Raw genomic sequence first — 22,350 nt, forward strand, 5'->3', positions numbered from 1 at the left:
CCCGCCCGGGGCCATCGCGCGGCAGGTCGTCCCCCCGGCGCGGCAACCACGAGCGGGCCCGGCCACGCGGCGCCGGCGAGCGTCGTTATGGGGGAGATCGCAGCTCAGCGTCCGATTTTACGGCGGACCATCCCGATCACCTGGGTCACCTCTGACACTCGCAGCACAAGGGCCGCGGCCAGGTAGACCACCAGGATCACGGCGCCGCCGGCCAGCAGCTGCAAAATGGCCTCGCCGCGGCCGCTGGGCGCCCCCGCGCCGGGCAGGAAATGCACCACCAGGAGGCCGAGCGCAGCGGCGATCGCGGCCGCGATGAACACCTTGATCAGCGAGACGGCGACGCCGCCCAGGTTGAGCCGGCCGATCCTGCGGCGCAGCACAGCCAGCGAGATGAGGGCCGAGACAAGATAGGAGAGCGCGTTGGCGGCCGTCATGCCGACCGCGGACAGCGACGCCCCCAGCACACCGGCGAGAACGAAGTAGCCCGCGATGCGCACGCCCACGACCGGCAGATTGATCAGCGCGGCGGTCTTGTTGGCCTGCAGAGAATAAAAGGCATAGGTGCAGAGGTAGCTGACCGAGAGCGGGATGACGGCGAAGGCGGCCACCACCAGCACCGCGCCGGTGTCGAGCGCGGCGTCGTGGCTGAACGCTCCACCCTCGAACAAGGTGACGGCGATCGGCGCCCCGAGCACGCCGTAGACGACGGCGATCGGGGCCAGCGCCGCGACGGTCAGTTTGATGCCCCTGTTCAGGTCGGCGCTGACCTCGGCGAACCGGCCCTCGGCGGCGGCCGCGCTCATCTTGGGCAGCAGCGCTGTCATCACCGACACGCCGATGATGCCGTGCGCCATCATGGTCAGCAGGAAGACGTTGTTGAAGGCCAGCACGCTGGCGCTGTCCTTGCCGGCGACCCCGTTGAGGATGCGGACGACGACGAAGATCGCGATCTGGTTGGCGCCGACGTAGAGCAGCATCCAACCGGCCAGGCCGCCGATCTCGCGCAGGCCCAGCGAGCGCGGGCCCCACCGCCACTTCCAGGTGAAGCCGACCTTGCGCAGCGCCGGCAGCAGGCCGATCGCCTGCACGACCATGCCGAGCAGCGTGCCCAGGCCGAGCAGCAGGATGCGGCCGTTGGTCATGTCCTCGGGCCGGAAGCCGTCGGTCGGGCCGAAGGTGACGATGAAGACGCCGCAGACCGCGATGACGACGAGGTTGTTGAGGATCGGCGCCCACATCGGGGCCGCGAAGTGCCCGCGGACGTTGAGCACCGCGCCGATCAGGGCCGAGAGCCCGGTGAAGAAGATGATCGGCAGGATCAGGTACGCGAATTGGGTGACCAGCTCGCGGTAGGCCGGCGAGGTCTTGTCGTCGGACTGGATCGCCGTGATGGCCGGCGCCGCGATCACCACGAGCACGGTGGCCACGCCGAGCGACACCATCGCGAAGGTGAGCAGCTTGCGGGTGAAGTCGAGGCCCCCGTCGGGGTCGGCCTTGCGCCGGCGCACCAGCAGCGGGATCAGGACGCTGGACAGGATGCCGCCGAGCAGCAGCTCGTAGATCTGACCGGGCAGGAACTGGGCGCTGGTGTACGCGTCGCCGATGCCGTAGCCGAGGGTCATGCCGATCAGCGCGTTGCGGACGAAACCGATGATCCGGCTGACCAGGCTGCCGATCGCCATGATCGCGCTGTTGCCGGTGGTGCCCCCGTCGCCCGAAGGCACGTTTTCCGGCGGGAGCGCCTGGTCTTCCGCAGGGCCCGTGTTGCCCAGCTGGGAGTCGACCGAGATCACCGTGACGCCGTCCTCGCGCCGCGGCGGCTGACCGCCGGGCGTGGCGTGCGCGCTGCGGTACAGACCGCCGTTCACCGATCCTCCCGAGCCACTAGCAGAACTGCAGTCACCATACGGGTCCGGTCACAGTCGGTGCCGAAGGAGCGTGCCCGGCTCGGCCCCGGCCAGCGTCTCGACCATCCAGCAGGCCTCGGCGGGCACCAGCGGCTCACTCAGCGCATCGAGCACCGTGGGGTGGTCGCAGCCGGCCTCGGTCAGCGCGCCGAGCAGTTCGGGGACGGGCCGCAGATCACCGGAGTCGAGGATGTGCCGGGCGAGTGGTCGCGTGTCCGTGTACCACTGTTGTTCCGGCACTGCCCGCAGCAGAGCGGCCGCCCGGCGTACGAGATCGGCCAGCTCCTCGGCGGGGAAGCGCTTGTTGCTGCGTACGTCGTGAACTGCTCTTTCCGGACGGGTCAGCTCGGCGATCGAAGCCTCGTCCAGCACCTGCGGCGATGGGACCGGCGGAACGGGCCACCAGTCGTCGCCGGTGAACAGCGGAAGGGGCGCCTGCTCGGGACCGGAGGGCGCGGCGGGCGGCACGTCACGGCGCAACGACCTGTACGCCGCCTCCCGCATCGCCGCGATCTCGGGCACGTCGTCCTCGGCGGTGGCCGGCGCGAACGGCGACAAAAGGGCGACGACCAGGCCCGGATGGGGCAGCGTGGGATCACCCCAGGCGATCACCCGGCCGCACAGGTCGAGCTCCCACCAGCGCAGGGCGGCCGGGCAGGGCTCGCCGGGCAGCACGTGGGCGAGCTGGACCGGCTCGCTGGACGCGGGCACGCGCAGGCCGAGCGTCCGCTCCCCGGAGGAGAGGTCGAGATCGAGCACGAGCGCGTAACCACCGGTGACGGGGAAGCTCGTGCGCAGCTCGCGCGGCTCGTCGTCACTGGTCACACGGCTTTCGCCGGCCCAGAAACTCCGATCTTCGGCCAAGCGGAGCAGCGTGTCGGTTACGGGCACCTGCTTATCCTGCCCGGTGTTCGGGGAGACTGCCACGCCTACGCCCGCCACCACCCGATACCCTGGTCATCCCATGTCTGTGTTGAATGCCGCCCAAGAGAACGCGGTCGCCGAGCTGTTGCGGGTCTCCCCTCTCGCCGACGAGCTGGGGCGTCGCTTCGGCGCCGCCGGTCACGAGTTGCACCTGGTCGGCGGCTCGGTGCGCGACGCGCTGCTGGAGCGCCTCGGCGACGATCTCGACTTCTGCACCGATGCCCGCCCCGAGCAGACCCTCGAGGTGGTGCAGGGCTGGGCCGACGCGATCTGGGAGACCGGCCGCGAGTTCGGCACGATCGGCGTCCAGAAGAACGGCTTGCGCCTCGAGATCACGACGTTCCGGGCCGAGGCGTACGACGGGGTCACGCGCAACCCCGTGGTCGAGTACGGCGATTCCCTGCTGGACGACCTCGAGCGCCGCGACTTCACGATCAACGCGATGGCTGTCTCGCTTCCCGGGCACACCTTCACCGACCCGTACGGGGGTCTGGGTGATCTTGCAGCCCAGGTGATCCGCACCCCGGCCGCCCCGTCGCAGTCGTTCGGCGATGATCCACTTCGGATGCTGCGGGCGGCCCGGTTCGCCGCCAAGCTCCGGTTCACTGTGGATCCCAAGGTCGTGGCGGCGATGCGGGACATGGCCGCCGATCTCGACCGGATCACCGCGGAACGGATCCGGGACGAGTTCACCAAGCTGCTGTGCGGCGCCGACCCGATCGCCGGCCTGCGCCTGCTGGTCGACACGGGGCTGGCCGACCGTTTCATCCCCGAGATCAGCGGGCTCAAACTCGAGATCGACGAGCACGCCCAGCACAAGGACGTCTACGAGCACACGCTGATCGTCGTGCAGAACGCGATACGGCTCGAGGGCGACGAAGGCCCCGACTTCACGCTGCGTATGGCCGCCCTCATGCACGACATCGGCAAGCCGGCGACCAAGGCGGTCGGGCGCGACGGCCGGGTCAGCTTCCACCACCACGAGGTGGTCGGCGCGCGCATGACCAAGCAGCGCATGAAGGCCATGAAATACCCCAAGGACGTCATCTCGGACGTCGTCGAGCTGGTCCATCTGCACCTGAGGTTCTACGGGTACGGCCGTGGCGAGTGGACCGATTCGGCCGTACGCCGGTACGTGACCGACGCCGGCCCGCTGCTCCCCCGCCTGCACAAGCTGACCCGTTCGGACGTGACGACCCGCAACAAGCGCAAGGCGGCCAACCTGGCGGCCGACTACGACGCGCTCGAGGAACGGATCGCCCGGCTCGCCGAGGAGGAGGACCTGGCGCGGGTCCGCCCCGACCTCGACGGCAACGCGATCATGGAGCTGCTCCAGGTGCCGCCCGGCCCGGTCGTGGGCCAGGCCTGGCGCTTCCTCAAGGAGCTGCGCCTCGACCGCGGGCCGCTGACCCGTGACGAGGCCGAGGCGGAGCTCTACAAGTGGGCCCGCGACAACGGCCACTTACCCGGTTAGGGCGAGCCGACTTTTTCGAAGTTGTCGTACCCGGGGAGCACAATCGGGGCCATGTTCGTCGTGGACTCGCCCATCGGGCCGCTCGGTGTCGCCGTCGAGGGGGACACCGTCGTCGGGGTGCATTTCGCCGCCCGTCCGGGGCCGCCCGGCTCGCATCCGGTCGTCGCCCAGCTCGAGGCGTATTTTGCCGGCGAGCTGACCGACTTCTCGGTGCCGTTCGAGATGCGCGGCGGCTCGGAGTTCGAGCGCGCGGTGTGGGGCGAGATCGCCCGGATCCCGTACGGGGAAATGATCACCTATGGCGCGATCGCGACCGCGCTCGGTGACCCGGGGGCCGCGCGTGCCGTCGGCACGGCCTGCAACCACAATCCGATCCCGGTGATCGTGCCCTGCCATCGGGTGGTCGGCGCCGGCGGCAAGATGGTCGGCTTCGGCGGCGGCCTCGACCGCAAACGCAAACTCCTGGAGCTCGAGGCCCGGATAGCCCTGGCCCGCGCCTGGTCATAGGAAAGGCCGGGCCACGCGGGCCCGGCCTTTCCTTGCTTACTGCTTCAGCGCTCGATGTCGCCGCGGATGAACGCCTCGACGCTCTCCTTGGCGTCGTGGTCGTTGTACTGCACCGGCGGGGACTTCATGAAGTACGACGAGGCCGACAGGATCGGGCCGCCGACGCCGCGGTCCTTGGCGATCTTCGCCGCGCGGACGGCGTCGATGATCACACCGGCCGAGTTCGGCGAGTCCCACACCTCGAGCTTGAGCTCGGCGTTCAGCGGGGTGTCGCCGAACGAGCGGCCCTCCAGCCGGATGTAGGCCCACTTGCGGTCGTCGAGCCACGGCACGTGGTCCGACGGGCCGATGTGCACGTCGCTCTTGACCATCTCGTGCGGGATCTGGGAGGTCACCGACTGGGTCTTCGAGATCTTCTTGGAGACCAGGCGGTTGCGCTCCAGCATGTTCATGAAGTCCATGTTGCCGCCGAAGTTGAGCTGGTACGTGCGCAGCAGCTCGACGCCGCGGTCCTCGAACAGCTTGGCCAGCGCGCGGTGCACGATCGTCGCACCGACCTGGCTCTTGATGTCGTCGCCGACGATCGGCAGGCCGGCGTCGGTGAACTTCTGCGCCCACACCGGGTCAGAGGCGATGAAGACCGGCAGGGCGTTGACGAAGGCGCAGCCGGCGTCGATCGCGGCCTGGGCGTAGAACTTGTCGGCCTGCTCGGAGCCCACCGGAAGGTAGGAGACGACGACGTCGACCTCGGCGTCGCGCAGAGCCTGCACGACGTCGACGGCCTCGGCCGAGGACTCCTCGATGATCTCGCGGTAGTACGTGCCCAGACCGTCGAAGGTCGGTCCACGCTGGACCGTGACACCGGTCGGGGGCACGTCGGTCAGCTTGATGGTGTTGTTCTCGCTGGCGACGATCGCCTCCGCGAGGTCCATGCCGACCTTCTTGGCGTCCACATCGAACGCCGCGACGAACTTCACGTCGGATACGTGGTAGTCGCCGAAGGTCACGTGCATGAGACCCGGGACGCGGTCGTTGGGGTCGGCGTTCTTGTAGTACTCCACGCCCTGCACGAGGGACGAGGCGCAGTTACCCACACCGACGATGGCGACGCGGACGGAGCCCATCGCGTTTGCCTCCTTGTTCATCACGGCCGGTCCTGGTGAGGACGCGGGGGTTCAGGGGATGCATCCCCGGCCGTCCGCTCTTGGCGCGGCTCGGCGGACGGGACGTCGAACTCCCCGGCGGATCCTGCCGGGGCTCGGCCGGAGCGCTCGTTGGTGATGAGCTCCTCCAGCCAGCGGACCTCGCGCTCGGCGGCGTCGAGTCCGTGGCGTTGCAGTTCAAGCGTGTAGGCGTCGAGGCGACCGGCGGCGCGGGACAACACGTCGCGCAGGCCCTCCCGGCGTTCCTCGACGCGCCGGCGGCGACCCTCCAGGATGCGCAGCCGGGTGGCGCGGTCGGTCCGGGAGAAGAACGCGAAGTGCACGCCGAAACCGGCGTCGTCGTACGTCTCGGGACCGGCCTGGGCCAGGAGATCGGCGAACCGCTCCTTGCCCTCGGCCGTGATCTTGTAGACAACCCGGCCCCGCTTGCTGGTCATCGGGGGGATCATCGTCGGGTCCGACGCGGACTCGGTGATCCAGCCGGCCGCCTGAAGCCGCTTGAGCGTCGGGTACAGGGTGCCGTAGCTGATCGCGGCACGGATGGTGCCCAGCTTGGTGGCGAGCTCCTTGCGAAGCTCATACCCGTGCATCGGGGTCTCCTGAAGGAGGCCGAGAATTGCCAGCTCCAACATCAGCCGCCTCCTCTCGTGTACCCCGATGTATCGGCCCGATACATCGCAACCGTAGATCCGTCGGCACAAGTACGCAAGCCGTTCATGATTGAGCTACGTACGCGCCACGCTGTGTGATGACTGTCGCCGCTCGCCGCCGGACCGCGTACGCTTTCCGCCATGCGTACGCAGCGGCAGCTTGTCGACTACTCGCTACAGAAGCGGGCAGTGTTGCGTGACGTGCACAATGGCAAGATCGGCACGCTCGAGGTCTGTGATGCCTCGCCGTACCTCAAAAGCGCAGCTCGATTCCATGGCGAGCCGACCGAGGAGCGCTGCCCGATCTGCCGCCGCGACAACCTGACCCTCGTGCACTACATCTACGGCGACGAGCTCAAGCAGACCGCCGGGCAGGCCCGCAAGCTCTCCGAGCTGCCTGTCCTGGCGATGACGCTGCGTGAGTTCCAGGTCTTCGTCGTCGAGGTGTGCCAGTCCTGCGCGTGGAATCACCTGACCCAGCAGTTCCTGCTCGGCCGGGACGCGCTCACCGCCGACGAACTCGATCGGGTCGAGGCGGTTGCCGCCTCGTCCGCCGCGGGCCGCCACCGCGAAATCGGGTCATCGTCACACAGTTGGGACGGCCGCGGATGATGCGGATCGATCTCGCTACCGTTGACGTGACCTCGACCGGCTCGCGCATCCAGCGCTCCAGCCGATCATTTCCGACATCAGTCAGGGCGGCTGCCGGTATGCAGCCCGAATCGTCCGCCTGTGGCGTCACTGGGAAGGGCCCCTCCAGGGCTGTTCCCGCGTGCGCTCTCGCGACCGAGGTGTAGACCGCATGAACCCGTACGGCGAACCGCAGTCTTCGCGTGCCCGGGCTCGAGTGCCCGGATCCGCGAGCTCAACGCCTGACGACCAACCCCGTACCTACTCGGCCTCGGCGCGGCCCACCGGCTCCGCCCGTCCGGCCCCCGATGCCTATCGCCGTGGGGCCGGCGGCCGTGCCGCGGTGGGCGGCGCCACGCCCGGCCGGGCGTCCGTCGGCAGCGCGTCGGTGGGGTCGGCTCGGGTCGGGCCGCCTCCCGCCGCGCCTCCGGGCCGTGCTCCGGTCGCCCGTGCGGCCGTGCGCCCCACCGGCCCGGCCGGTCCCCCGCTGCCGCCTGACGACGAGGGCAGCCTCGGCGGGGGCCGCTCGGGCCGGGGCAAGGACAAGTCGAAGGCGGCCAAGCGCCGCCGCCGCACGAACATCCTCACCGCCGCCGCGGCCGTGGTCGTGATCCTGCTCGGCGCGGGCGTGGTCGGCGGCACGTACTTCTTCGACGACGTCGACCTGCCGCCGCCGGTGAACGAGGACCAGTCGAACGTGATCCTCGACTCCAAGGGCGCCGTGCTGGCGAAGCTGGGCGATCAGAACCGCACGGTCGTGCCCGAGCCAAAGATCAACAAGGTCGTCGAGTACGCGGTCGCCGCCGCCGAGGACAAGAACTTCTACAAGCACCACGGCATCGACATGAAGGGCATCGTCCGCGCCGCGTGGAACAACTTCACCGGTGGCGCCACCCAGGGCGCGTCGACGATCACTCAGCAGTACGCGCGGCACGCGGCCGAGCTGAAGGAGATCAGCATCAACCGCAAGCTGCGCGAGGCGGTCATCGCCCGCAAGCTGGAATCGAAGTACGACAAAGACCAGATCATGGGGATGTACCTCAACTACATCTACCTGGGTGAGGGCCGGTACGGCATCGAGGCGGCGGCGCAGGGCTACTTCGGCAAGTCGGTGCTCACGCCGGCCGGGCAGAAGAACGCCGTGACCCCGTACGAGGCTGCTGTTCTTGCCTCGATCATCAAGCAGCCGGAGCCCACCGACACGCACAAGGGCTACGACCCGAACTACAACCCGACGGACGCCAAGGACCGCTGGGAATACACCATGGCCAACATGCTCGAGATGGGCTGGATCTCGCAGGAGGTCTACGACAAGCGGGTCTATCCCAAGGTCAAGCCGATCAGCAAGAGCTCGGCCGCCAAGAGCACCGCGGGCAAGCCGGTCGGCATGGTGATGCGGCACGTGCGGGCCGAGCTCGCCGAGATGGGCATCAGCCCGGCCGAGTTCGACAAGGGCGGCCTGACCGTCACCACGACGATCGACCCCGACGTGCAGAAGGCGGCCGAGGAGGCCGGGTCGCGCAAGAGCGAGAGCTCGCCGATGAACGGCAAGCCGGCCACCTATCAGGCGGCCGTGATCGGCATCGACCCCAAGAACGGCCGGGTGCTCGGCTACTACGCCGGCGACGACCCGGACGGCCTGGACTACGGCGGCTACCTCTCCGGCGACGGCTCGAAGATCATCGGTGGTCAGTCCCCCGGCTCGACCTTCAAGATCTATACGCTCGCCGCGGCGCTGAAGGAGGACATCTCCTTCAAGACGACCTGGGACGGCACGAAGCTCCGGCCCAACGGCACGAAGATCAGCAACGCCGGCGCGGACCCGGGAACCGTCTGTAAGGGCAAGATCAAGTTCTGCGACCTCGAGACGGCAACGATCAAGTCCTACAACTTCCCGTTCTACTGGATCGCCGACGCCATCGGCCGGGACAAGGTCATCGCGGCCGCCCGCGACGCCGGTCTGCGGCACATGTTCACCGACGACGGCAAGATGGTCGACCTCACCAAGACCGACAAGTCGACGTGGGAGAAGACGGGCTACTTCGACAACGAGGTCGCCTTCGGCCAGTACCGTGTCGTCCCGCTCGAACACGCCGAAGGTGTCGCCACGATCGTCGGCAACGGCGTGCACCACAAGGCGCACTTCATCAAGTCGGTGACCCGTCTCGACCCCGAGACCGGCAAGAAGACGATCGTCGGCAGCGAGAAGGTCGCCGGCAAGCCGGTGTTCGACCCCGACCAGATGTCGAACATGCAGTCGGTGCTGCGCGAGATCGTCCGCGTCGACGACCGTGACCTGCGCGGCGGCCAGCAAGGCATCGCCAAGTCCGGCACCTGGGAGTTCAAGGAGGGCAGTGGCGACACCTGGTTCGTCGGTGGCATGCCGCAGCTCGCCGCGACGGTCTGGGTCGGCGGCGCCAAGAACAAGGTCGAGCTGAAGGAGTCCAACGGCCGCGACATGTTCGGCGCCGGCACGCCGTCCAGGATCTGGAAGAAGTTCCTGGACGCCGTGATCAAGGCGAAGGACCTGCCGAACGAGGACTTCCCGAAGCGCGTCGAGACCGGTAACCCGGACAGCCCCTTCGCCAACGGCCAGGAACCGCCTCCGCCGCCGCAGAACGAGGACGACAACGACGGCGGGGACTGTGTCCTCGGCTTCATCGGCCCCGACTGCAACCAGAACAACGGTGGCAACAACGGCGGCGGCAACAACAACGGCGGCGGGGACAACAACGGCGGGAACAACGACAACGGCGGCGGCAACAACGACGGCGGCGGCAACGGGAACGACGACGGTGGCGGGGACGACGGCGGCGGCAACGAGAACGCCCCCGAGACACAACCGACGTTCGACCCCACGTTCCAGCCACAGAACTGACTCCGGCCCTGCGGGGTAGGTCCGATGGTTGGGATCTCCCCGCAGGGCGTTCCGGAGGCCGGGTGCGAAGTACGGCATGATGCCATGTCATGAGCACGCAACCGTCCGAGGACATCGACCGCCCTGACAAGCCGAGCGCGCCGGCGACGTCGGACGGCTTCGTGCGCGGCATCTCCGAGGCGATCGGGGGGCCGCTCGGGTCGCACGCGGTCAAGCCCGAGGCCCGGCGCGGACGGTTCTGGACGGCGACACGCATCATCCTCGCCCTGGCCTGCCTGACCCTCGCGTTCTCGTGGGTGCAGAAATCGCCCTGCCAGAGCGGCGACTGGCAGCAGAACGTGCAGTACACCCGGTTCTGCTACACCGACGTGCTGGCCCTCTACTACGCCGAGCATCTCAACGAGGGCGCGGTTCCGTACAAGGACTGGGCAGTCGAGTACCCGGTGGTGACCGGCTACTTCATGGGCGCCCTGGGGCTGCCGGTGCACGCGTACGGGCAGAACCACCCCGAGATCAACCAGGGCACGTGGTTCTACAACGCCAACGCGATCGTCCTGTCGGCCCTGGCCGTGGCGACCGCGGCGGTCATCCTGGCGTTGCGCCGGCGCAGGCCCTGGGACGCGGCGATCTTCGCGCTCTCGCCGATCATCTTCTTCACCGCCACGGTCAACTGGGACTTCCTGGCGATCGGGCTGGCGGCCGCCGGCCTCTACCTGTGGGCCAAGAAGCATCCAGCCTGGGCGGGGTTGTTCCTGGGGCTCGGCGGGGCGGCCAAACTGTGGCCGCTGTTCATCCTGGGGCCGTTGCTCGTGCTGGCCATGAGATCGAAAGCCCTGCGCTCGTGGACGGCCGCGGCGGCGACGGCGGCGGTGGCGTGGGCCGCCGTGAACTTCCCGGTCTTCTACCTCTATCACGAGAGCTGGCTGCGGTTCTTCCGGCTCAACAGCGAGCGGCCGATCGACTGGGGCACGCTCTGGTACATCGGCCGCTACCTCGACGGCAAGTGGAACTCGGGCACACCAGGCGATCAGGGCCCCTTCCAATGGCTGAGCGACCACATTCCCCAGCTCAACCTTCTCTCGTACGCCCTGTTCGGGCTGGCCTGCGCGGGAATCGGTCTGCTGGCCTGGCTGGCGCCCCGCCGCCCACGAGTTGCCCAGCTGTCGTTCCTGGTTGTGGCGGCGTTCCTGATCACCAGCAAGGTCTGGTCGCAGCAGTACGTCCTGTGGCTGCTCCCCCTGATCGTGCTCGCCCGCCCTCGCTGGGGCGCGATCATCGCCTGGACCGTGGCCGAGTTCGGCTACTTCACCGCGTTCTACGCCGAGCTGATGGGCGCGGGCGGCAAACCGGTCATCCCCGAGGGCACGTTCGTGCTGGCCTCAAGCCTGCGCCTGATCACCGTGGCGGTGCTGTGCGGCCTGGTGGTGCGCGAGATCTGGCGGCCCGAGCTCGACCCGGTCCGCGAGTCGTACGACGACGACCCCGACGGCGGCCCGCTCAACCGGCCCGACGCCGCGTGGATCGCCGGGCTGCGACGCGCGTTCGGAGTGGACCGCTCCCCCAAGGCCACGCCCGCCGACCTGCCACGGCCACCCAACGGTTCGGATCTTGCGCAAAGCCGATAGGAGCGGGTTCCAACACGTCGGCGGCCGGGTGCTGGTATCGCCCGTGGATGATCGCCTTCTTCGCCGGCTCCGGGTCGAACAGGCCCGGGCGCTCCTCCACGACGCCGACCCTCGTCACACGGTGATGCTGGCCTGCGACCTGATGGTGGCCGGGGTCAACGGCGACGCCGTGGTGGCGCTCGCGGCGGAGTCGGCCCGGACGCTGCCGGCGCCTGACGCGAGCCGGCACCTGGCGGCGGTCACGGCTGAACTCGGACTCGCAGAGCCGGACCTGGCGACGGCGGTGGAGCTGGTCGCGGCCGACACCTGCGAGCGGATCCTCGACCGGAGCATCCCCGCCGAAGCGGGAACCCACCAGCTCTACGTTGTGGGACACGAGGGCAGCCCGCTGGACGACCTGCTGCCGACGGTCGCCGCACTGGCCGAGCGTCTCGAGGACGACCTCGGTGGACGTGCCGACGAGGACCTGCGAATCCGGCTCAACGTGCTGGCTCGGACGATCCTGAACCGCGCACCCCAACCGACCCGGCGCCGTGGGCCGGCCGGGTGATGCCGGTTGTGGTCAGCGGAGGTGGAAGAGGACGGCGTCGTCGAGGTCTTCGCGGCGGATGTTGAGGGCGTCGACCGGGATGTCGCCGGCGCGTTCCCAAGGGGTGCCGGCCGACTGCGAGCGCAACAGCAGGACACGGTCGACGTTGAGGGAGCGGAGGTATTCGATGCTGGTGGCGTCGGGGAAGGTTTCGACGTTGCGGCGCAGCTCCGCCTGGCGGGCCGCGCCGAAGCCGCCTGAGCCGTTGAGCATCGGTTGGAAGCGGGTGGTCGACCACAGCATGACGGTCTGGTCGGTCAGGGCGGCCGTGGGCAGCACCAGCATCGGGCCGCTGACCGTGCGCATGGCTGCCGGCTGGGCGGGGACGACCGGGTGGGCCGTGGCGTTCCAGCCTTCGACCAGCACGAGCATCAGCGGCACGAAGGTCGCGAGCCGCAGCCACGGGCCGGGCCACGGCGGGATGCGCTGCTCGGAAAGGTGCTCGGCGCGACGGACGAACTCGGCCACGGCTCCGGCGGCCAGGATGGCCAGCAGCAGGGTGGCCCAGAGCATGAGCCGGCCGGGGATGCGCAGACCCAGCGAGGCGGGGAGGTGGCCGAAGACCGGAAGGTACGTCCAGCGGCCCTCGTAGAAGTTCGTGCCGAGGGTCATGACGATCGTCACGGCCAGGGCGAGGAGCAGCAGGAGCCGCTGCCGCAGCGTCCAGATCGAGAAAGCCAGGCCGGCGAGCGCGAGCGCGTAGAGGACGAATCCCGGCAACAGGCCCATCTCGGCAGGCCAGCCGAGCGACGAGCGCGGCACCTCGTGCGGTGCTCCCCAGATGCGGGACTCGGCGGGACCGATGAGCAGGCTGCGTAGCGGTGGGGAGAAGAAGGCGATCTCGGTGGCCGCGGGGCCGGAGTCGGGAACGCGGAAATACGGAATCGCGATCAGGCCGCTGACCCCGGCCAGGAGCAGCGGGCCGAACGTGTCGGTGAGCATCAGCCGCCACCCGAGAACCGGCCGCTCGGCGGGGCGGCGCAGGCGGCGGATCGGCACCCCGACCAGGAGCACGACCAGGATGAGGCCGAGCACGATCAGGAACGGGCCGCCCAGGGAGAACCCCAGGCTGACCTGCCAGACCGCGACCAGCCAGCCGGCCGCGGCCCACTTGGCGCTGCGGCGCTCGGGGCGCAGGCCGCGTCGCAGCGACCAGCCGTGTCCGCGGGCCAGCATGGCCAGGGCGAGCGGAATGCCGCCGGCCGAGATGATGTCGAGGTGACCCTCCTGCGCGAGCCGCCAGGGTGCGTACGCGATGGCCACGGCGGCCAGGGCGGACCCCGTACGGCCGGCGCCGAGCTGGCGGACCAGGGCGTAGCCGCCGATCGCGAGCAGGGCGTGGGCCAGGACGAAGAGCACGTTGTAGCGCAGGATGGCGGCCGACGGACCCTCGCCGATCATGCCGAACGGGGCGTAACCGAGCAGGCTGCTGCCGTACGCGAAGCTGTCGGTCAACGGGAAGAAGGCGTTGGACTGCCAGAGGCGCGCCGGGTCGGTGAGCAGGATGTGCCCGGCCCAGGCGACCTGCCAGGCCTGCCGGGACGGGTCCCAGACGTCCTGCGGCAACGTGTACATCGGATAGCGCAGCGTCGGCCAGGTCAGGGCGACGGCCAGGAGCACGCCGGCGTAGATCACGAAGGCGTATTCGTGGACGAGCGACCGGAAGAACCGGCGCAGGCCACGGCGGATCCGGCCGGGCGGGCGCTCGGAGGTGGCGGCGAACGCCTTCCACGGGTCGGGCGGGGTGCCGGGTGGGCGCTCGGACGGCAGCGGCTCGACGGGCTTCTTGACGGTCTTCAGTGGACCGTCGTCGGCCTTGGGCAGGTCGGCCTTCGTCTGAGCCGGCGCGGGCGTGGCTGATTTCTGACGCGCGGCTGGACCGGCCGGTTTCTGCGCCGAGGCCAGCGTGGCCGGCTTGTCAGCTGCGGTGTGCGTGGCCGCTTTGCCCGCTGCGGCGGGTGTTGCCGGTCTGTCAGCTGCGGTGGGTGTTGCCGGCTTGTGGGCTGCGGCGGGTGTGGACGGCGCCGGCGGCGCCGGGATGGCCGGTTTTGAGGTTGTGGCCGGCGTGGGTGGTTTGAGCGGCGCGGAGGGTGGGGGTGGCGTCGCCGGGCCCGCCATCGTGGGCGGCGGCGACGGGTGGGGCGTCGGCGCGGCGCCGCCGGGCACGGCTGGGCGTAGCGGCTCGAAGGGTGGGGCGGCGGGTTGTTTCGGCTGCTCGGCGGTCATCAGCGTCTCTCCGTGCGGCGCGTCAGCGTCCCGTTCGCTCCCGGAGGAGCGCGATGTCGGCGGTCTGTCCCTCGGCGCCACCCGGCGTCTCGACGACGGCCGGCGCGCCGGCGGCCCGGATCGCGGCCACGATCAGATCCGGGTCGATCTTGCCACTGCCGAGGTTGTCGTGCCTGTCCTGGCCGGAGTCGAACCCGCCCTTGGAATCGTTGGCGTGGATCAGATCGATGCGTCCCGTGATCGCCTTGACGCGGTCGACGATGCCGACGAGGTCTTCCCCACCGGCGTACGCATGGCAGGTGTCCAGGCAGAAGCCGGCGCCGAACGAGCCCACAGCGTCCCACAGGCGGGCCAGGTCGTCGAAGCGCCGGGCGCACGCGTTGTCTCCGCCGGCGGTGTTCTCGATCAGGATCGGCAACGGCAGGCCGCCGTCGTTCTCCGCGTACTCGAAAGCCTTGCGCCAGTTGTCGAAACCGGCGGCCAGGTCTGCGCCCTTGCCCACGTGGCCGCCGTGCACGATCAGGCCTTTCGCCCCCAGCTCGGCGGCGGCCTTGGCGTGCGCCACCAGCAGCTTGCGACTCGGGATGCGAATGCGGTTGTTGGGGGAGGCGACGTTCACGATGTAGGGCGCGTGAATGTAGACGTCCACCTCGGACGCGCGCAGCGCCTCGGCGTCCTCCCGCGGTTTGGGGCTTTTGTAACCCTGCGGGTCGGTCAGGAAGAACTGCACCGCCTCGGCGCCGCGGGCGGTGGCCTCCTCGAGCGGGGCGGCGGGATCGACGTGGGCTCCGATGCGCATGGGACGAGACTACGACGACCGTCCGACAGTTTCCGCCACGCGTCACCGCCACTTGCCGGGTCTCGTTAGCTCCATTGATCACGTTTGACCGATATTGGCCAGTTGGCCGGTGCGAAGTGGGAGATGGTGCATGTCACGGCAGGTCCGACAACGGGTGACGGCGATCGTGCTGGGCGGTCTCATCTTCGGCGCGCCGATGCTGGCGAACGGGACGGCCAGCGCGGACCCGGTGCCCGAGGGCGTGCGCCAGGTGACCTTCACGGGCGGCGGCATGTTCGGCATCGCTTGCCGCTCGCGGCCGAGCGTCGAGTCGATGACCGTGCCCGCGCAGAGCACGATCCGCGTCGTCAACGAGACCGGGCACGCCGCTGACCTGCTGCTCGGCGGCGAATCGAAGGGCACGCTGCCGGACGACGGCTCCACCGAGGTGATTTTCCGGCGGGGGACGACGTCGGTGACGGTCAAGCCGAGCTGCGCGATCGGCGACGAGGCGGAGCCGGTGATGATCACGGCCTCCCCGTCCGCCGCGGCGACGACCATGCCCGACCCGGCGCCGGCTGCCCCTTCGGACGACGCCAAGCCGATGTCGCTCGCGCCGAGCGGGCCCGGTGACTCTTCCGGCGTCCCGTCGGGATCCAAGGCCGCGGCCGTCGAGCGTCCCGACCGGGACAAGACCGCGACCACCCGTCCGAGCACCCGCAAGCCGGCGGTTCTGCGGCACAGCGCCGTGTCGCAGGCGGCCACCGCGGCGGCTCAGGCCATGCCGCACGGGGGTGCCGCTCCGGAGACCAAGACCAAGACCGGCGCCGGTACGCCGGACAGCGTGACCCCCGCGTTTGCCGGTATGCCGGTCGGGAATGAGAGGAAGCTGCTCCCTGGCGTGCCGCAACTGGATGTGGAGCCCGTGACGATCGACCCCGTACCGGTGGCGCCGCCTGCTCCGCCGGTCCAGATCGCCGCGGCGGAGCCCGTGTCCGCGCTCCAGCCGCTGCCCGAGGGCGGCAACCCCTTCGGCCTGCTGGCGCTGATCGCCGCCGTGTGTGTGGTGGGGGTAACAGTTGCCGCAATTCGGTCAATCGTGTCGCAACGTGCAAATCGGGCTAGATTGGCATAGTCTCTCGTCACAAGCTCCGCGGGGCGGCCGTCCAACCTCATCGGTGTGGTCGTTCCTCCCCAGGTCCCACCCAGCGAATGCGGATCGGGCGCCCCGCGGCTCCACGAAGTAAGGACCCTGCCGGACAGGCGGGGTCCTTCTTTTTGGCGCCACGAACGTCGCGGGTATGCTTGGTCGGTTCGCAGTGTGGCCGCCGTGGGTCAAGCTCCCACGGCTTTCTCATGCGGACGACACAAGACCTCCTGCCACGGAGAGACCGTGGCCGTCAAGCCCACAGGAGGTGAGAACGTCTTGCGTCATTACGAACTCATGGTGATCCTCGACCCTTCGCTCGAGGAACGCCTCGTCGGTCCGTCGCTCGATCAGTACCTGAACGTCATCAGGACCGCGGGTGGCTCGGTGGAGAAGCTCGACGTCTGGGGCCGTCGCCGGCTCTCGTTCGAGATCAACAAGAAGGCGGAAGGCATCTACGCGGTCGTCGACCTGCAGGCGACGCCCGAGGCCGTGGCCGAGCTGGACCGTCAGCTCCGGCTCAACGAGTCCATCCTGCGTACCAAGGTCATCCGGCCCGAGACCCGCTGACCCTCGTTTTTGTCAGGGGGTGATGAGAGCCTCCTACGAACGAGCGAAGCGGCGAGGAGAAGATCATGGCAGGAGAAACCGTTATCACGGTCGTCGGTAACCTCACCGACGATCCGGAGCTGCGCTTCACCCCTTCGGGTGCGGCGGTGGCCAAGTTCCGCATCGCGTCCACGCCGCGCACCATGGACCGGCAGTCGGGCGAGTGGAAAGACGGCGAGCCACTGTTCCTTGCGTGCAACATCTGGCGTGACGCCGCCGAGCACGTCGCCGAGTCGCTGCAGCGCGGCTCCCGGGTGATCGTGCAGGGCCGGTTGCGCCAGCGGTCTTACGAGACCCGCGAGGGAGAGAAGCGCACCGTCTACGAGCTCGAGGTCGACGAGATCGGTCCGTCGCTGCGGTACGCCACGGCGAAGGTGCAGCGTATGAACCGCTCCGGCGGTGGCGGGGGTGGCGGCTTCGGCGCCTCCGGTGGCGGCGGCGGCAACCGTCCGCAGCCCAGCAACGGTGGCGGCGGAGGCAACAACTTCGACGACCCGTGGGCGACGGCGGCTCCGGCCTCCAGCAGCGGCGGCCGCTCCGGCGGTGGCAACTCCTCGTTCGACGACGAGCCTCCCTTCTAACCCGTACGGGTTTACTGAGTTCAGGAGTAAGAGCAATGGCTAAGGCTGCGGCGCTTCGCAAGCCGAAGAAGAAGGTGAACCCGCTCGACAAGGACGGGATCACCTACATCGACTACAAGGACACCGCCCTGCTGCGGAAGTTCATCTCCGACCGGGGCAAGATCCGTGCCCGCCGTGTCACCGGGGTGACCTCGCAGCAGCAGCGGCAGATCGCCCGCGCGGTCAAGAACGCCCGCGAGATGGCGCTCCTGCCGTACACGGCGACGGCGCGCTGAGGGGGATCACCACTATGAAGATCATCCTCACCCAGGAGGTGTCGGGTCTCGGCACCCCCGGCGACATCGTCGAGGTCAAGAACGGCTACGGCCGCAACTACCTGCTGCCGCAGGGGTTCGCGATCCAGTGGACCAAGGGCGCCGAGAAGCAGGTCGCGGTCATCAAGCGGGCGCGCGACGCCCGTGAGATCCGTGACCTGGGCCAGGCCAACGAGGTCAAGGCCCAGCTCTCCAGCCTCAAGGTGACGCTGACGGCCCGCTCCGGCAGCGGCGGCCGACTGTTCGGCTCGATCACCCCGGCCGAGATCGTCGACGCGGTCAAGACCGCCGGCGGTCCGTCCCTCGACCGGCGCCGCCTCGAGCTGCCCGGCCACATCAAGACCACGGGCGCGTACAACGTCCAGGTCAAGCTCCACCCCGAGGTGACCGCGACGTTCCCGGTGAACGTCGTCGCCGCCAAGTAACACCCGCTCCGCACGACGGCGCGTCGCGATCCGAGGATCGTGGCGCGCCGTTCGTTTTTCTCAGGCCCGCGTTCGTTGTTGTCCGGCCCGTCAGCTGAGGCTGTTGCCGGTGATGGCCGAGGTCAGCACGGTGGCCAGCCCCCCGCCGACGACGGCAGCGGCCAGGCCGACGCTGATGGCCTTCCACGAGTGGCTGACAAAACGCAGGCCGATCGCCACGACGACGCTCAGCACCAGCGAGATCAGGAACTGCGGTGCGGCCTTGGCCAGCGTGGAGAACGCGTGGCCCTGAGCGCCGGCGCCGACGACCAGCATGTACGCGACGAACAAGACGACCGGGACGCCGTACCAGATCACGGTGTAACCGACCGCGGCGAGAGGGCCGCCGGACTCCTGTTCACCCTCCTCGTCGTCCGGGTCGAGCAGGTCGCTCTTCCGGCCGGTCGGATAGGCGCCGGTGACCGGGCGACGCTCATAGGCCCCGGACGGTCCGTTCCAGCTCGCGCCGCCCCGTGCCGCCGGCGTCGGTGAGACGTCCCGCGCGACCGGCGAGATCAGGGACGTCGACGTGGTGGATAAGTTTGATTGTCCCTGGACCGCGGCTGAGCCGCCGGACCGAAAGGGCACGTAATCCGCGGTGCCGAATCGTCGGGACTCGCCCTCGGCCAGATCGCTCTGATCGGCCAGGTCCCGTCGCCAATCCCCGCCGCCGCCCTCGCGGTAGACGGCGGAGCCACGGGCCCGTTCGCGTCGCTCCTCCAAAGCCCAGGAGGGCTGGTCGGGAGGCTCGTCACCGGCTGCGACGGGGTCGCGAAGCGTCCACGGCGCGACCTCGTCGGAACGCCCCGACCGGGGTCCGGGCTGCCATACCTCGGGGCTGACGGGCTCCGCGCCGTACGGCGAAGGATCGACGGCGCCGCGACGACCGGGGGAGCTGACCGGGGCCGACGACGACCAACTGCTGATCGGGCCACCGGGGACGCCACTGGCCGGGGCCGCCGGGTAAACCGTCGTCGCGTCATCGCCGTAGCCGGGCGCGCTGCGGGGGGCGCTCGGAAGAGCCGGGCGGCCACCGTACGGGGGTGCGGACGCGCTGCCGTAGGCGGTGCCGCTGCGCGGGGCGTTGGCGGGCTCGTCACGATAGCCCCGGCCGGCGGGCTGTTCCCCATAGCCACGGCCGGACGACGGCTCGTCATACCCGCGCCCGGTCGGCGGCTCCGCGTATCCACGGCCGGTTGGTGGTTCCTCGCCGCGGCCGGGCGGGAGTTCCCGGAAACCGCGTGGCGAGGGCTCCTGATAGACGCGACCGGTCGGCTCGTCGAAGCCGTTGCCCGTGGGCTCGCCGTAAGCACGACCGCCGGAACGGGACGCGCCGTAGCTGCCGCCCAGGGGCGGGTCATAACGGTCATCATCGCGTCCGCGGCCGGGGACTGAGCTGGTCGGCGTCGCGCCGTAGCCGGGTGCCGAGCCGTACGGGTCGCGGTTGGGGACGGAGCTCGACGGCGCTGTGCCGAAGTCGCGTGGTGAGCCGTACGGGTCGTTGTCCCGGGAACCGCGGCCGGGAACTGAGCTCGTCGGGGCTGCGCTGTAGCCGCGCGGGGCGTCGTACGGGTCGTCATCGCGTCCGCGGCCGGGGACGGAGCTGGTCGGCGTCGCGCCGTAGCCGGGTGCCGAGTCGTACGGGTCGCGGTTGGGAACGGAGCTTGACGGCGTCACGCCGTACGGGTTGGCGTCCTCAACACCACGGCCGGGGATCGCGCTGCGCGGGGCGGGCCCGGGCAGCGAGCTGGTGGGCGCCGGACCGTACGAAGTGCCGGAATACGGCGTCGCGCTGCGGGGCGCGGGCCCGGGCGGCAGCGGCGGCGGAGGCGTGTTGCGCCAGCCCCCGGTGGTCGGCTCCGGGCGAGGCTCGGGCTGCTCGGGGGCGGCGGGCGCGGCCGGAAGAGCGCGCGGACCCTCACCCATCGCCTCGCGGCGCTCGGCTTCGCGACGCCACGCCAGGATGCGCGGATCGTCCTCGGCGCGGCTCCACTGGCCTGTGTCAGGGTCACGGACCCAGCTGCTGGTGTCGGGTTCCGCCTCCCACGAGCCAGTCTGCTCGCGCCAGTCGGCGTTTCCGCCGCCGTAACGGGCACGGCCCTTCGGGGCCCCGGCCGGGCCACTGCGCGGTGCGGCGGCGGGGGCGCTGCGGGGGGCGATCGGGGGCGCGCTGCGGGGTGCGGCGGGGGCACTACGCGGAGCGATGGGGGGCGCGCTGCGGGGCTCGGCGGCCGGGGCACTGCGCGGAGCGGCCGGAGGGGCGCTGCGCTGGGCGGGCGGCGGGGCCGGCATCGGGACGGCGCTGAACGTGGCCGTCTCGTCCGACCCGGAACGGGCCCGGCGCGATGCCCGGGGCTCGGCTGCCGGAGGTGGATAGGCGGCGGCCGAGCTGGTCGGATAGCCCGAATCGGCGCCGGTCGAGTAGTCGGAGGCGGCACCCGTGGAGTAGCCCTGCGGGGCGCCGGTCGAATAGCCGGGACCGGTGTCGGCCGAGTAGGCGGTCGGGTAACCAGGGGAGCCGGCGGGGTAGCCGGGCTCGTCGTCGGCGTAACGGCGCGCGCGCTGGCGACGGCCGCTCGGAGCTTCGTCCTCGGAGGCGAACCGCGGGCGGGGGGCCTCGTCGTATCCGGTCGGCACAGCGCGGGCGGCCGACGTGTCGTCACGGCGTGGCGGGCGCGGCGGCGGCTCGTACGGCGTGGCGGGCGGCATTTCGTAGCCCGGCGCATCCCCGTACGGGGAAGGGGTTGTCCGCCGCTCGTCGTCGCGCCGGTTCACGTTGCGGGAGCCGAAGCCCGTGCCCGATCCCCAGCTCGCCGAGGCCGACGGTGGGGCGGGCGTGTCCCCGTACAGCTGAATGCTGCCGGTGTCGGTGTGTCGGGCCCAATTGCCCGTGTCCTCCCAGTTGTCCGGATCGGAGCGGTCGCCCGACCACCCCGTACCGCCGGAAGGAGCGGAACCCGGCTCAGGAGCGCGACGCCGCCCCACCGAGGGTGACTCACCGCCCGTGTCGCGTCGCCAGGCGGCCCGATCATCCTCGCGCACCAGGTGGCGGCCGTCGTCGCGCGGCTCCTCGGAGCGCAGCCAACTCGTGCCGGTGTCCTCGGGGGAGCGCGAACGCTGATCGGTCAGGTCGGTCCACGTCGCCGAGCCCTCGATCGCGTTACGTTGCCACGACGGACGCGAGTTCCACGACGGCTGCTGCTTGGGCTCGACCAGTTCCTGCCACGAAGGGGAGCTTTCCGCAGGCGTACGGGGGGAGGGTTGTTGCCATGAAGGCGTGGTGGTCTCGCCCGAGCGCTGCCGGCTGGGAGTGCCCGGCTCGTTCGCCGAGTCGGTGAACTGCTGCCAGGCCGGACGCGAATCGTCGCGTGAGTCGTCCGACCAGGCCGTGCTCGAGAGCGCGGGCTGAGCCATCGGGGTCTCGTCGGCAGGCGGATAAGAGCTGTTGCCGCCGGTCTGCCACGCCTCGGTGGTGGAACGCCAGACGTGGGTGCCGGTGGTCGAACGCCACTCGGTCGTCTGCCGCCAGCGAGCACCGGTCGCGCGCCACTCGGCCGTCTCGGTACGCCAGCCCACGCCGTCGGCCGGGAAGGTCGGGCGGCCCGTCTCGGCCACGTCCGACCAGCGGTTCGCCGGCTCGACGGCCTGATGCGGGTCGGATTCCGACTGCTGCGCCCACGCGTCGGCCCGGCGCTGCCAGTCGAGCGCCTCGGCGCTCGGCTGCAGGCTGCCGGTGTCCGTGAGCGACGACCATTTCGGCTCAGGGTCGGCGAAATCGGGTGAATCCGGGCTACGGGAGGAACGCGACTCGGCCGCTCGCCGCTCGCGCGACATGCGGGCACCGTAGTCCCACTCCCGTTGGTCCACCTGAAAAGCGTGCCTTC

General features: G+C 70.2%; 18 protein-coding genes. 11 read left to right on the plus strand and 7 right to left on the minus strand.

Going from position 1 to position 22,350, the window contains the following annotated elements:
* Positions 1-104: 104 nt before the first annotated feature.
* Both murJ and C8E87_RS15865 read right to left on the minus strand, forming a co-directional pair.
* A complete protein-coding gene (murJ, locus tag C8E87_RS15860; protein ID WP_133873816.1) occupies positions 105-1,868 on the minus strand; it encodes a murein biosynthesis integral membrane protein MurJ in 1,764 nt (587 codons plus the stop codon).
* A gap of 48 nt (positions 1,869-1,916) precedes the next feature.
* Positions 1,917-2,852, minus strand: coding sequence for a hypothetical protein (locus C8E87_RS15865; protein ID WP_498371092.1), 936 nt, complete (start codon positions 2,850-2,852; stop codon positions 1,917-1,919).
* Positions 2,853-2,871: 19 nt separating this feature from the next.
* On the opposite strand from C8E87_RS15865, the gene C8E87_RS15870 reads away from it, so the two are divergent.
* Positions 2,872-4,305 (plus strand): CCA tRNA nucleotidyltransferase, encoded by a 1,434-nt coding sequence (locus tag C8E87_RS15870; RefSeq protein ID WP_133873818.1) that lies wholly within the window; start codon positions 2,872-2,874, stop codon positions 4,303-4,305.
* Positions 4,306-4,356: 51 nt separating this feature from the next.
* The gene (locus C8E87_RS15875) at positions 4,357-4,812 is read left to right on the plus strand and encodes a methylated-DNA--[protein]-cysteine S-methyltransferase (protein ID WP_133873819.1); all 456 of its coding nucleotides are present in this window, start codon (positions 4,357-4,359) and stop codon (positions 4,810-4,812) included.
* Positions 4,813-4,856: 44 nt separating this feature from the next.
* On the opposite strand, the gene C8E87_RS15880 is transcribed toward C8E87_RS15875, so the two are convergent.
* Both C8E87_RS15880 and C8E87_RS15885 read right to left on the minus strand, forming a co-directional pair.
* Positions 4,857-5,936 (minus strand): inositol-3-phosphate synthase, encoded by a 1,080-nt coding sequence (locus C8E87_RS15880; RefSeq protein WP_133876851.1) that lies wholly within the window; start codon positions 5,934-5,936, stop codon positions 4,857-4,859.
* Between the two features lie 20 nt (positions 5,937-5,956).
* The gene (locus C8E87_RS15885; protein ID WP_133873820.1) at positions 5,957-6,607 is read right to left on the minus strand and encodes a PadR family transcriptional regulator; all 651 of its coding nucleotides are present in this window, start codon (positions 6,605-6,607) and stop codon (positions 5,957-5,959) included.
* A 159-nt stretch (positions 6,608-6,766) separates the two neighbouring features.
* Between C8E87_RS15885 and C8E87_RS15890 the strand changes: the two genes are divergently transcribed.
* The 4 genes from C8E87_RS15890 (at position 6,767) to C8E87_RS15905 (ending at position 12,308) form a co-directional block, all read left to right on the plus strand.
* On the plus strand, positions 6,767-7,237 hold the full coding sequence (locus C8E87_RS15890) for a DUF5318 domain-containing protein (protein ID WP_133873821.1): 471 nt from the start codon (positions 6,767-6,769) through the stop codon (positions 7,235-7,237).
* A 475-nt stretch (positions 7,238-7,712) separates the two neighbouring features.
* Positions 7,713-10,133, plus strand: a complete 2,421-nt coding sequence (locus C8E87_RS15895; protein WP_239080231.1) for a transglycosylase domain-containing protein — start codon at positions 7,713-7,715, stop codon at positions 10,131-10,133.
* Between the two features lie 89 nt (positions 10,134-10,222).
* Entirely contained in the window at positions 10,223-11,758 is a 1,536-nt protein-coding gene (locus C8E87_RS15900) for a glycosyltransferase family 87 protein (protein WP_133873823.1), read from the plus strand.
* Positions 11,759-11,801: 43 nt separating this feature from the next.
* Complete coding sequence (locus tag C8E87_RS15905; RefSeq protein WP_133873824.1) at positions 11,802-12,308, plus strand: hypothetical protein; 507 nt, start codon at positions 11,802-11,804, stop codon at positions 12,306-12,308.
* Between the two features lie 12 nt (positions 12,309-12,320).
* Here C8E87_RS15905 and C8E87_RS15910 read toward each other — a convergent pair whose 3' ends face one another.
* Together C8E87_RS15910 and C8E87_RS15915 are read right to left on the minus strand one after the other, a co-directional pair.
* The gene (locus C8E87_RS15910) at positions 12,321-14,465 is read right to left on the minus strand and encodes a hypothetical protein (protein WP_133876852.1); all 2,145 of its coding nucleotides are present in this window, start codon (positions 14,463-14,465) and stop codon (positions 12,321-12,323) included.
* A 130-nt stretch (positions 14,466-14,595) separates the two neighbouring features.
* The gene (locus C8E87_RS15915) at positions 14,596-15,372 is read right to left on the minus strand and encodes a deoxyribonuclease IV (RefSeq protein ID WP_133873825.1); all 777 of its coding nucleotides are present in this window, start codon (positions 15,370-15,372) and stop codon (positions 14,596-14,598) included.
* A 130-nt stretch (positions 15,373-15,502) separates the two neighbouring features.
* On the opposite strand from C8E87_RS15915, the gene C8E87_RS15920 reads away from it, so the two are divergent.
* From C8E87_RS15920 to rplI, 5 genes are all read left to right on the plus strand, one after another.
* Positions 15,503-16,486 (plus strand): hypothetical protein, encoded by a 984-nt coding sequence (locus tag C8E87_RS15920; protein WP_133873826.1) that lies wholly within the window; start codon positions 15,503-15,505, stop codon positions 16,484-16,486.
* A 291-nt stretch (positions 16,487-16,777) separates the two neighbouring features.
* Positions 16,778-17,068: a 30S ribosomal protein S6 gene (gene rpsF, locus C8E87_RS15925; RefSeq protein WP_133873827.1), complete on the plus strand. Its 291-nt coding sequence runs from the start codon at positions 16,778-16,780 to the stop codon at positions 17,066-17,068.
* Positions 17,069-17,133: 65 nt separating this feature from the next.
* The gene (locus C8E87_RS15930; RefSeq protein WP_133873828.1) at positions 17,134-17,688 is read left to right on the plus strand and encodes a single-stranded DNA-binding protein; all 555 of its coding nucleotides are present in this window, start codon (positions 17,134-17,136) and stop codon (positions 17,686-17,688) included.
* A 35-nt stretch (positions 17,689-17,723) separates the two neighbouring features.
* A complete protein-coding gene (rpsR, locus tag C8E87_RS15935) occupies positions 17,724-17,963 on the plus strand; it encodes a 30S ribosomal protein S18 (protein WP_007073789.1) in 240 nt (79 codons plus the stop codon).
* A gap of 14 nt (positions 17,964-17,977) precedes the next feature.
* A complete protein-coding gene (gene rplI / locus C8E87_RS15940; protein ID WP_133873829.1) occupies positions 17,978-18,427 on the plus strand; it encodes a 50S ribosomal protein L9 in 450 nt (149 codons plus the stop codon).
* Between the two features lie 90 nt (positions 18,428-18,517).
* On the opposite strand, the gene C8E87_RS15945 is transcribed toward rplI, so the two are convergent.
* On the minus strand, positions 18,518-22,333 hold the full coding sequence (locus C8E87_RS15945) for a hypothetical protein (RefSeq protein ID WP_133873830.1): 3,816 nt from the start codon (positions 22,331-22,333) through the stop codon (positions 18,518-18,520).
* Between the last annotated feature and the right edge of the window lie 17 nt (positions 22,334-22,350).

Source organism: Paractinoplanes brasiliensis (genome assembly GCF_004362215.1).
Classification (GTDB): Bacteria; Actinomycetota; Actinomycetes; order Mycobacteriales; family Micromonosporaceae; genus Actinoplanes; species Actinoplanes brasiliensis.

What these genes read in the sequence shown, in the direction of transcription:
- C8E87_RS15870 (WP_133873818.1), top strand. Translation starts at nt 2,872, where the DNA reads ATGTCTGTGTTGAATGCCGCCCAAGAGAACGCGGTCGCCGAGCTGTTG.
- C8E87_RS15875 (WP_133873819.1), top strand. Translation starts at nt 4,357, where the DNA reads ATGTTCGTCGTGGACTCGCCCATCGGGCCGCTCGGTGTCGCCGTCGAG.
- C8E87_RS15880 (WP_133876851.1), bottom strand. Translation starts at nt 5,936, where the DNA reads ATGGGCTCCGTCCGCGTCGCCATCGTCGGTGTGGGTAACTGCGCCTCG.
- C8E87_RS15885 (WP_133873820.1), bottom strand. Translation starts at nt 6,607, where the DNA reads ATGTTGGAGCTGGCAATTCTCGGCCTCCTTCAGGAGACCCCGATGCAC.
- C8E87_RS15890 (WP_133873821.1), top strand. Translation starts at nt 6,767, where the DNA reads ATGCGTACGCAGCGGCAGCTTGTCGACTACTCGCTACAGAAGCGGGCA.
- C8E87_RS15900 (WP_133873823.1), top strand. Translation starts at nt 10,223, where the DNA reads ATGAGCACGCAACCGTCCGAGGACATCGACCGCCCTGACAAGCCGAGC.
- C8E87_RS15910 (WP_133876852.1), bottom strand. Translation starts at nt 14,465, where the DNA reads ATGGCGGGCCCGGCGACGCCACCCCCACCCTCCGCGCCGCTCAAACCA.
- C8E87_RS15915 (WP_133873825.1), bottom strand. Translation starts at nt 15,372, where the DNA reads ATGCGCATCGGAGCCCACGTCGATCCCGCCGCCCCGCTCGAGGAGGCC.
- C8E87_RS15920 (WP_133873826.1), top strand. Translation starts at nt 15,503, where the DNA reads ATGTCACGGCAGGTCCGACAACGGGTGACGGCGATCGTGCTGGGCGGT.
- C8E87_RS15930 (WP_133873828.1), top strand. Translation starts at nt 17,134, where the DNA reads ATGGCAGGAGAAACCGTTATCACGGTCGTCGGTAACCTCACCGACGAT.
- rpsR (WP_007073789.1), top strand. Translation starts at nt 17,724, where the DNA reads ATGGCTAAGGCTGCGGCGCTTCGCAAGCCGAAGAAGAAGGTGAACCCG.
- rplI (WP_133873829.1), top strand. Translation starts at nt 17,978, where the DNA reads ATGAAGATCATCCTCACCCAGGAGGTGTCGGGTCTCGGCACCCCCGGC.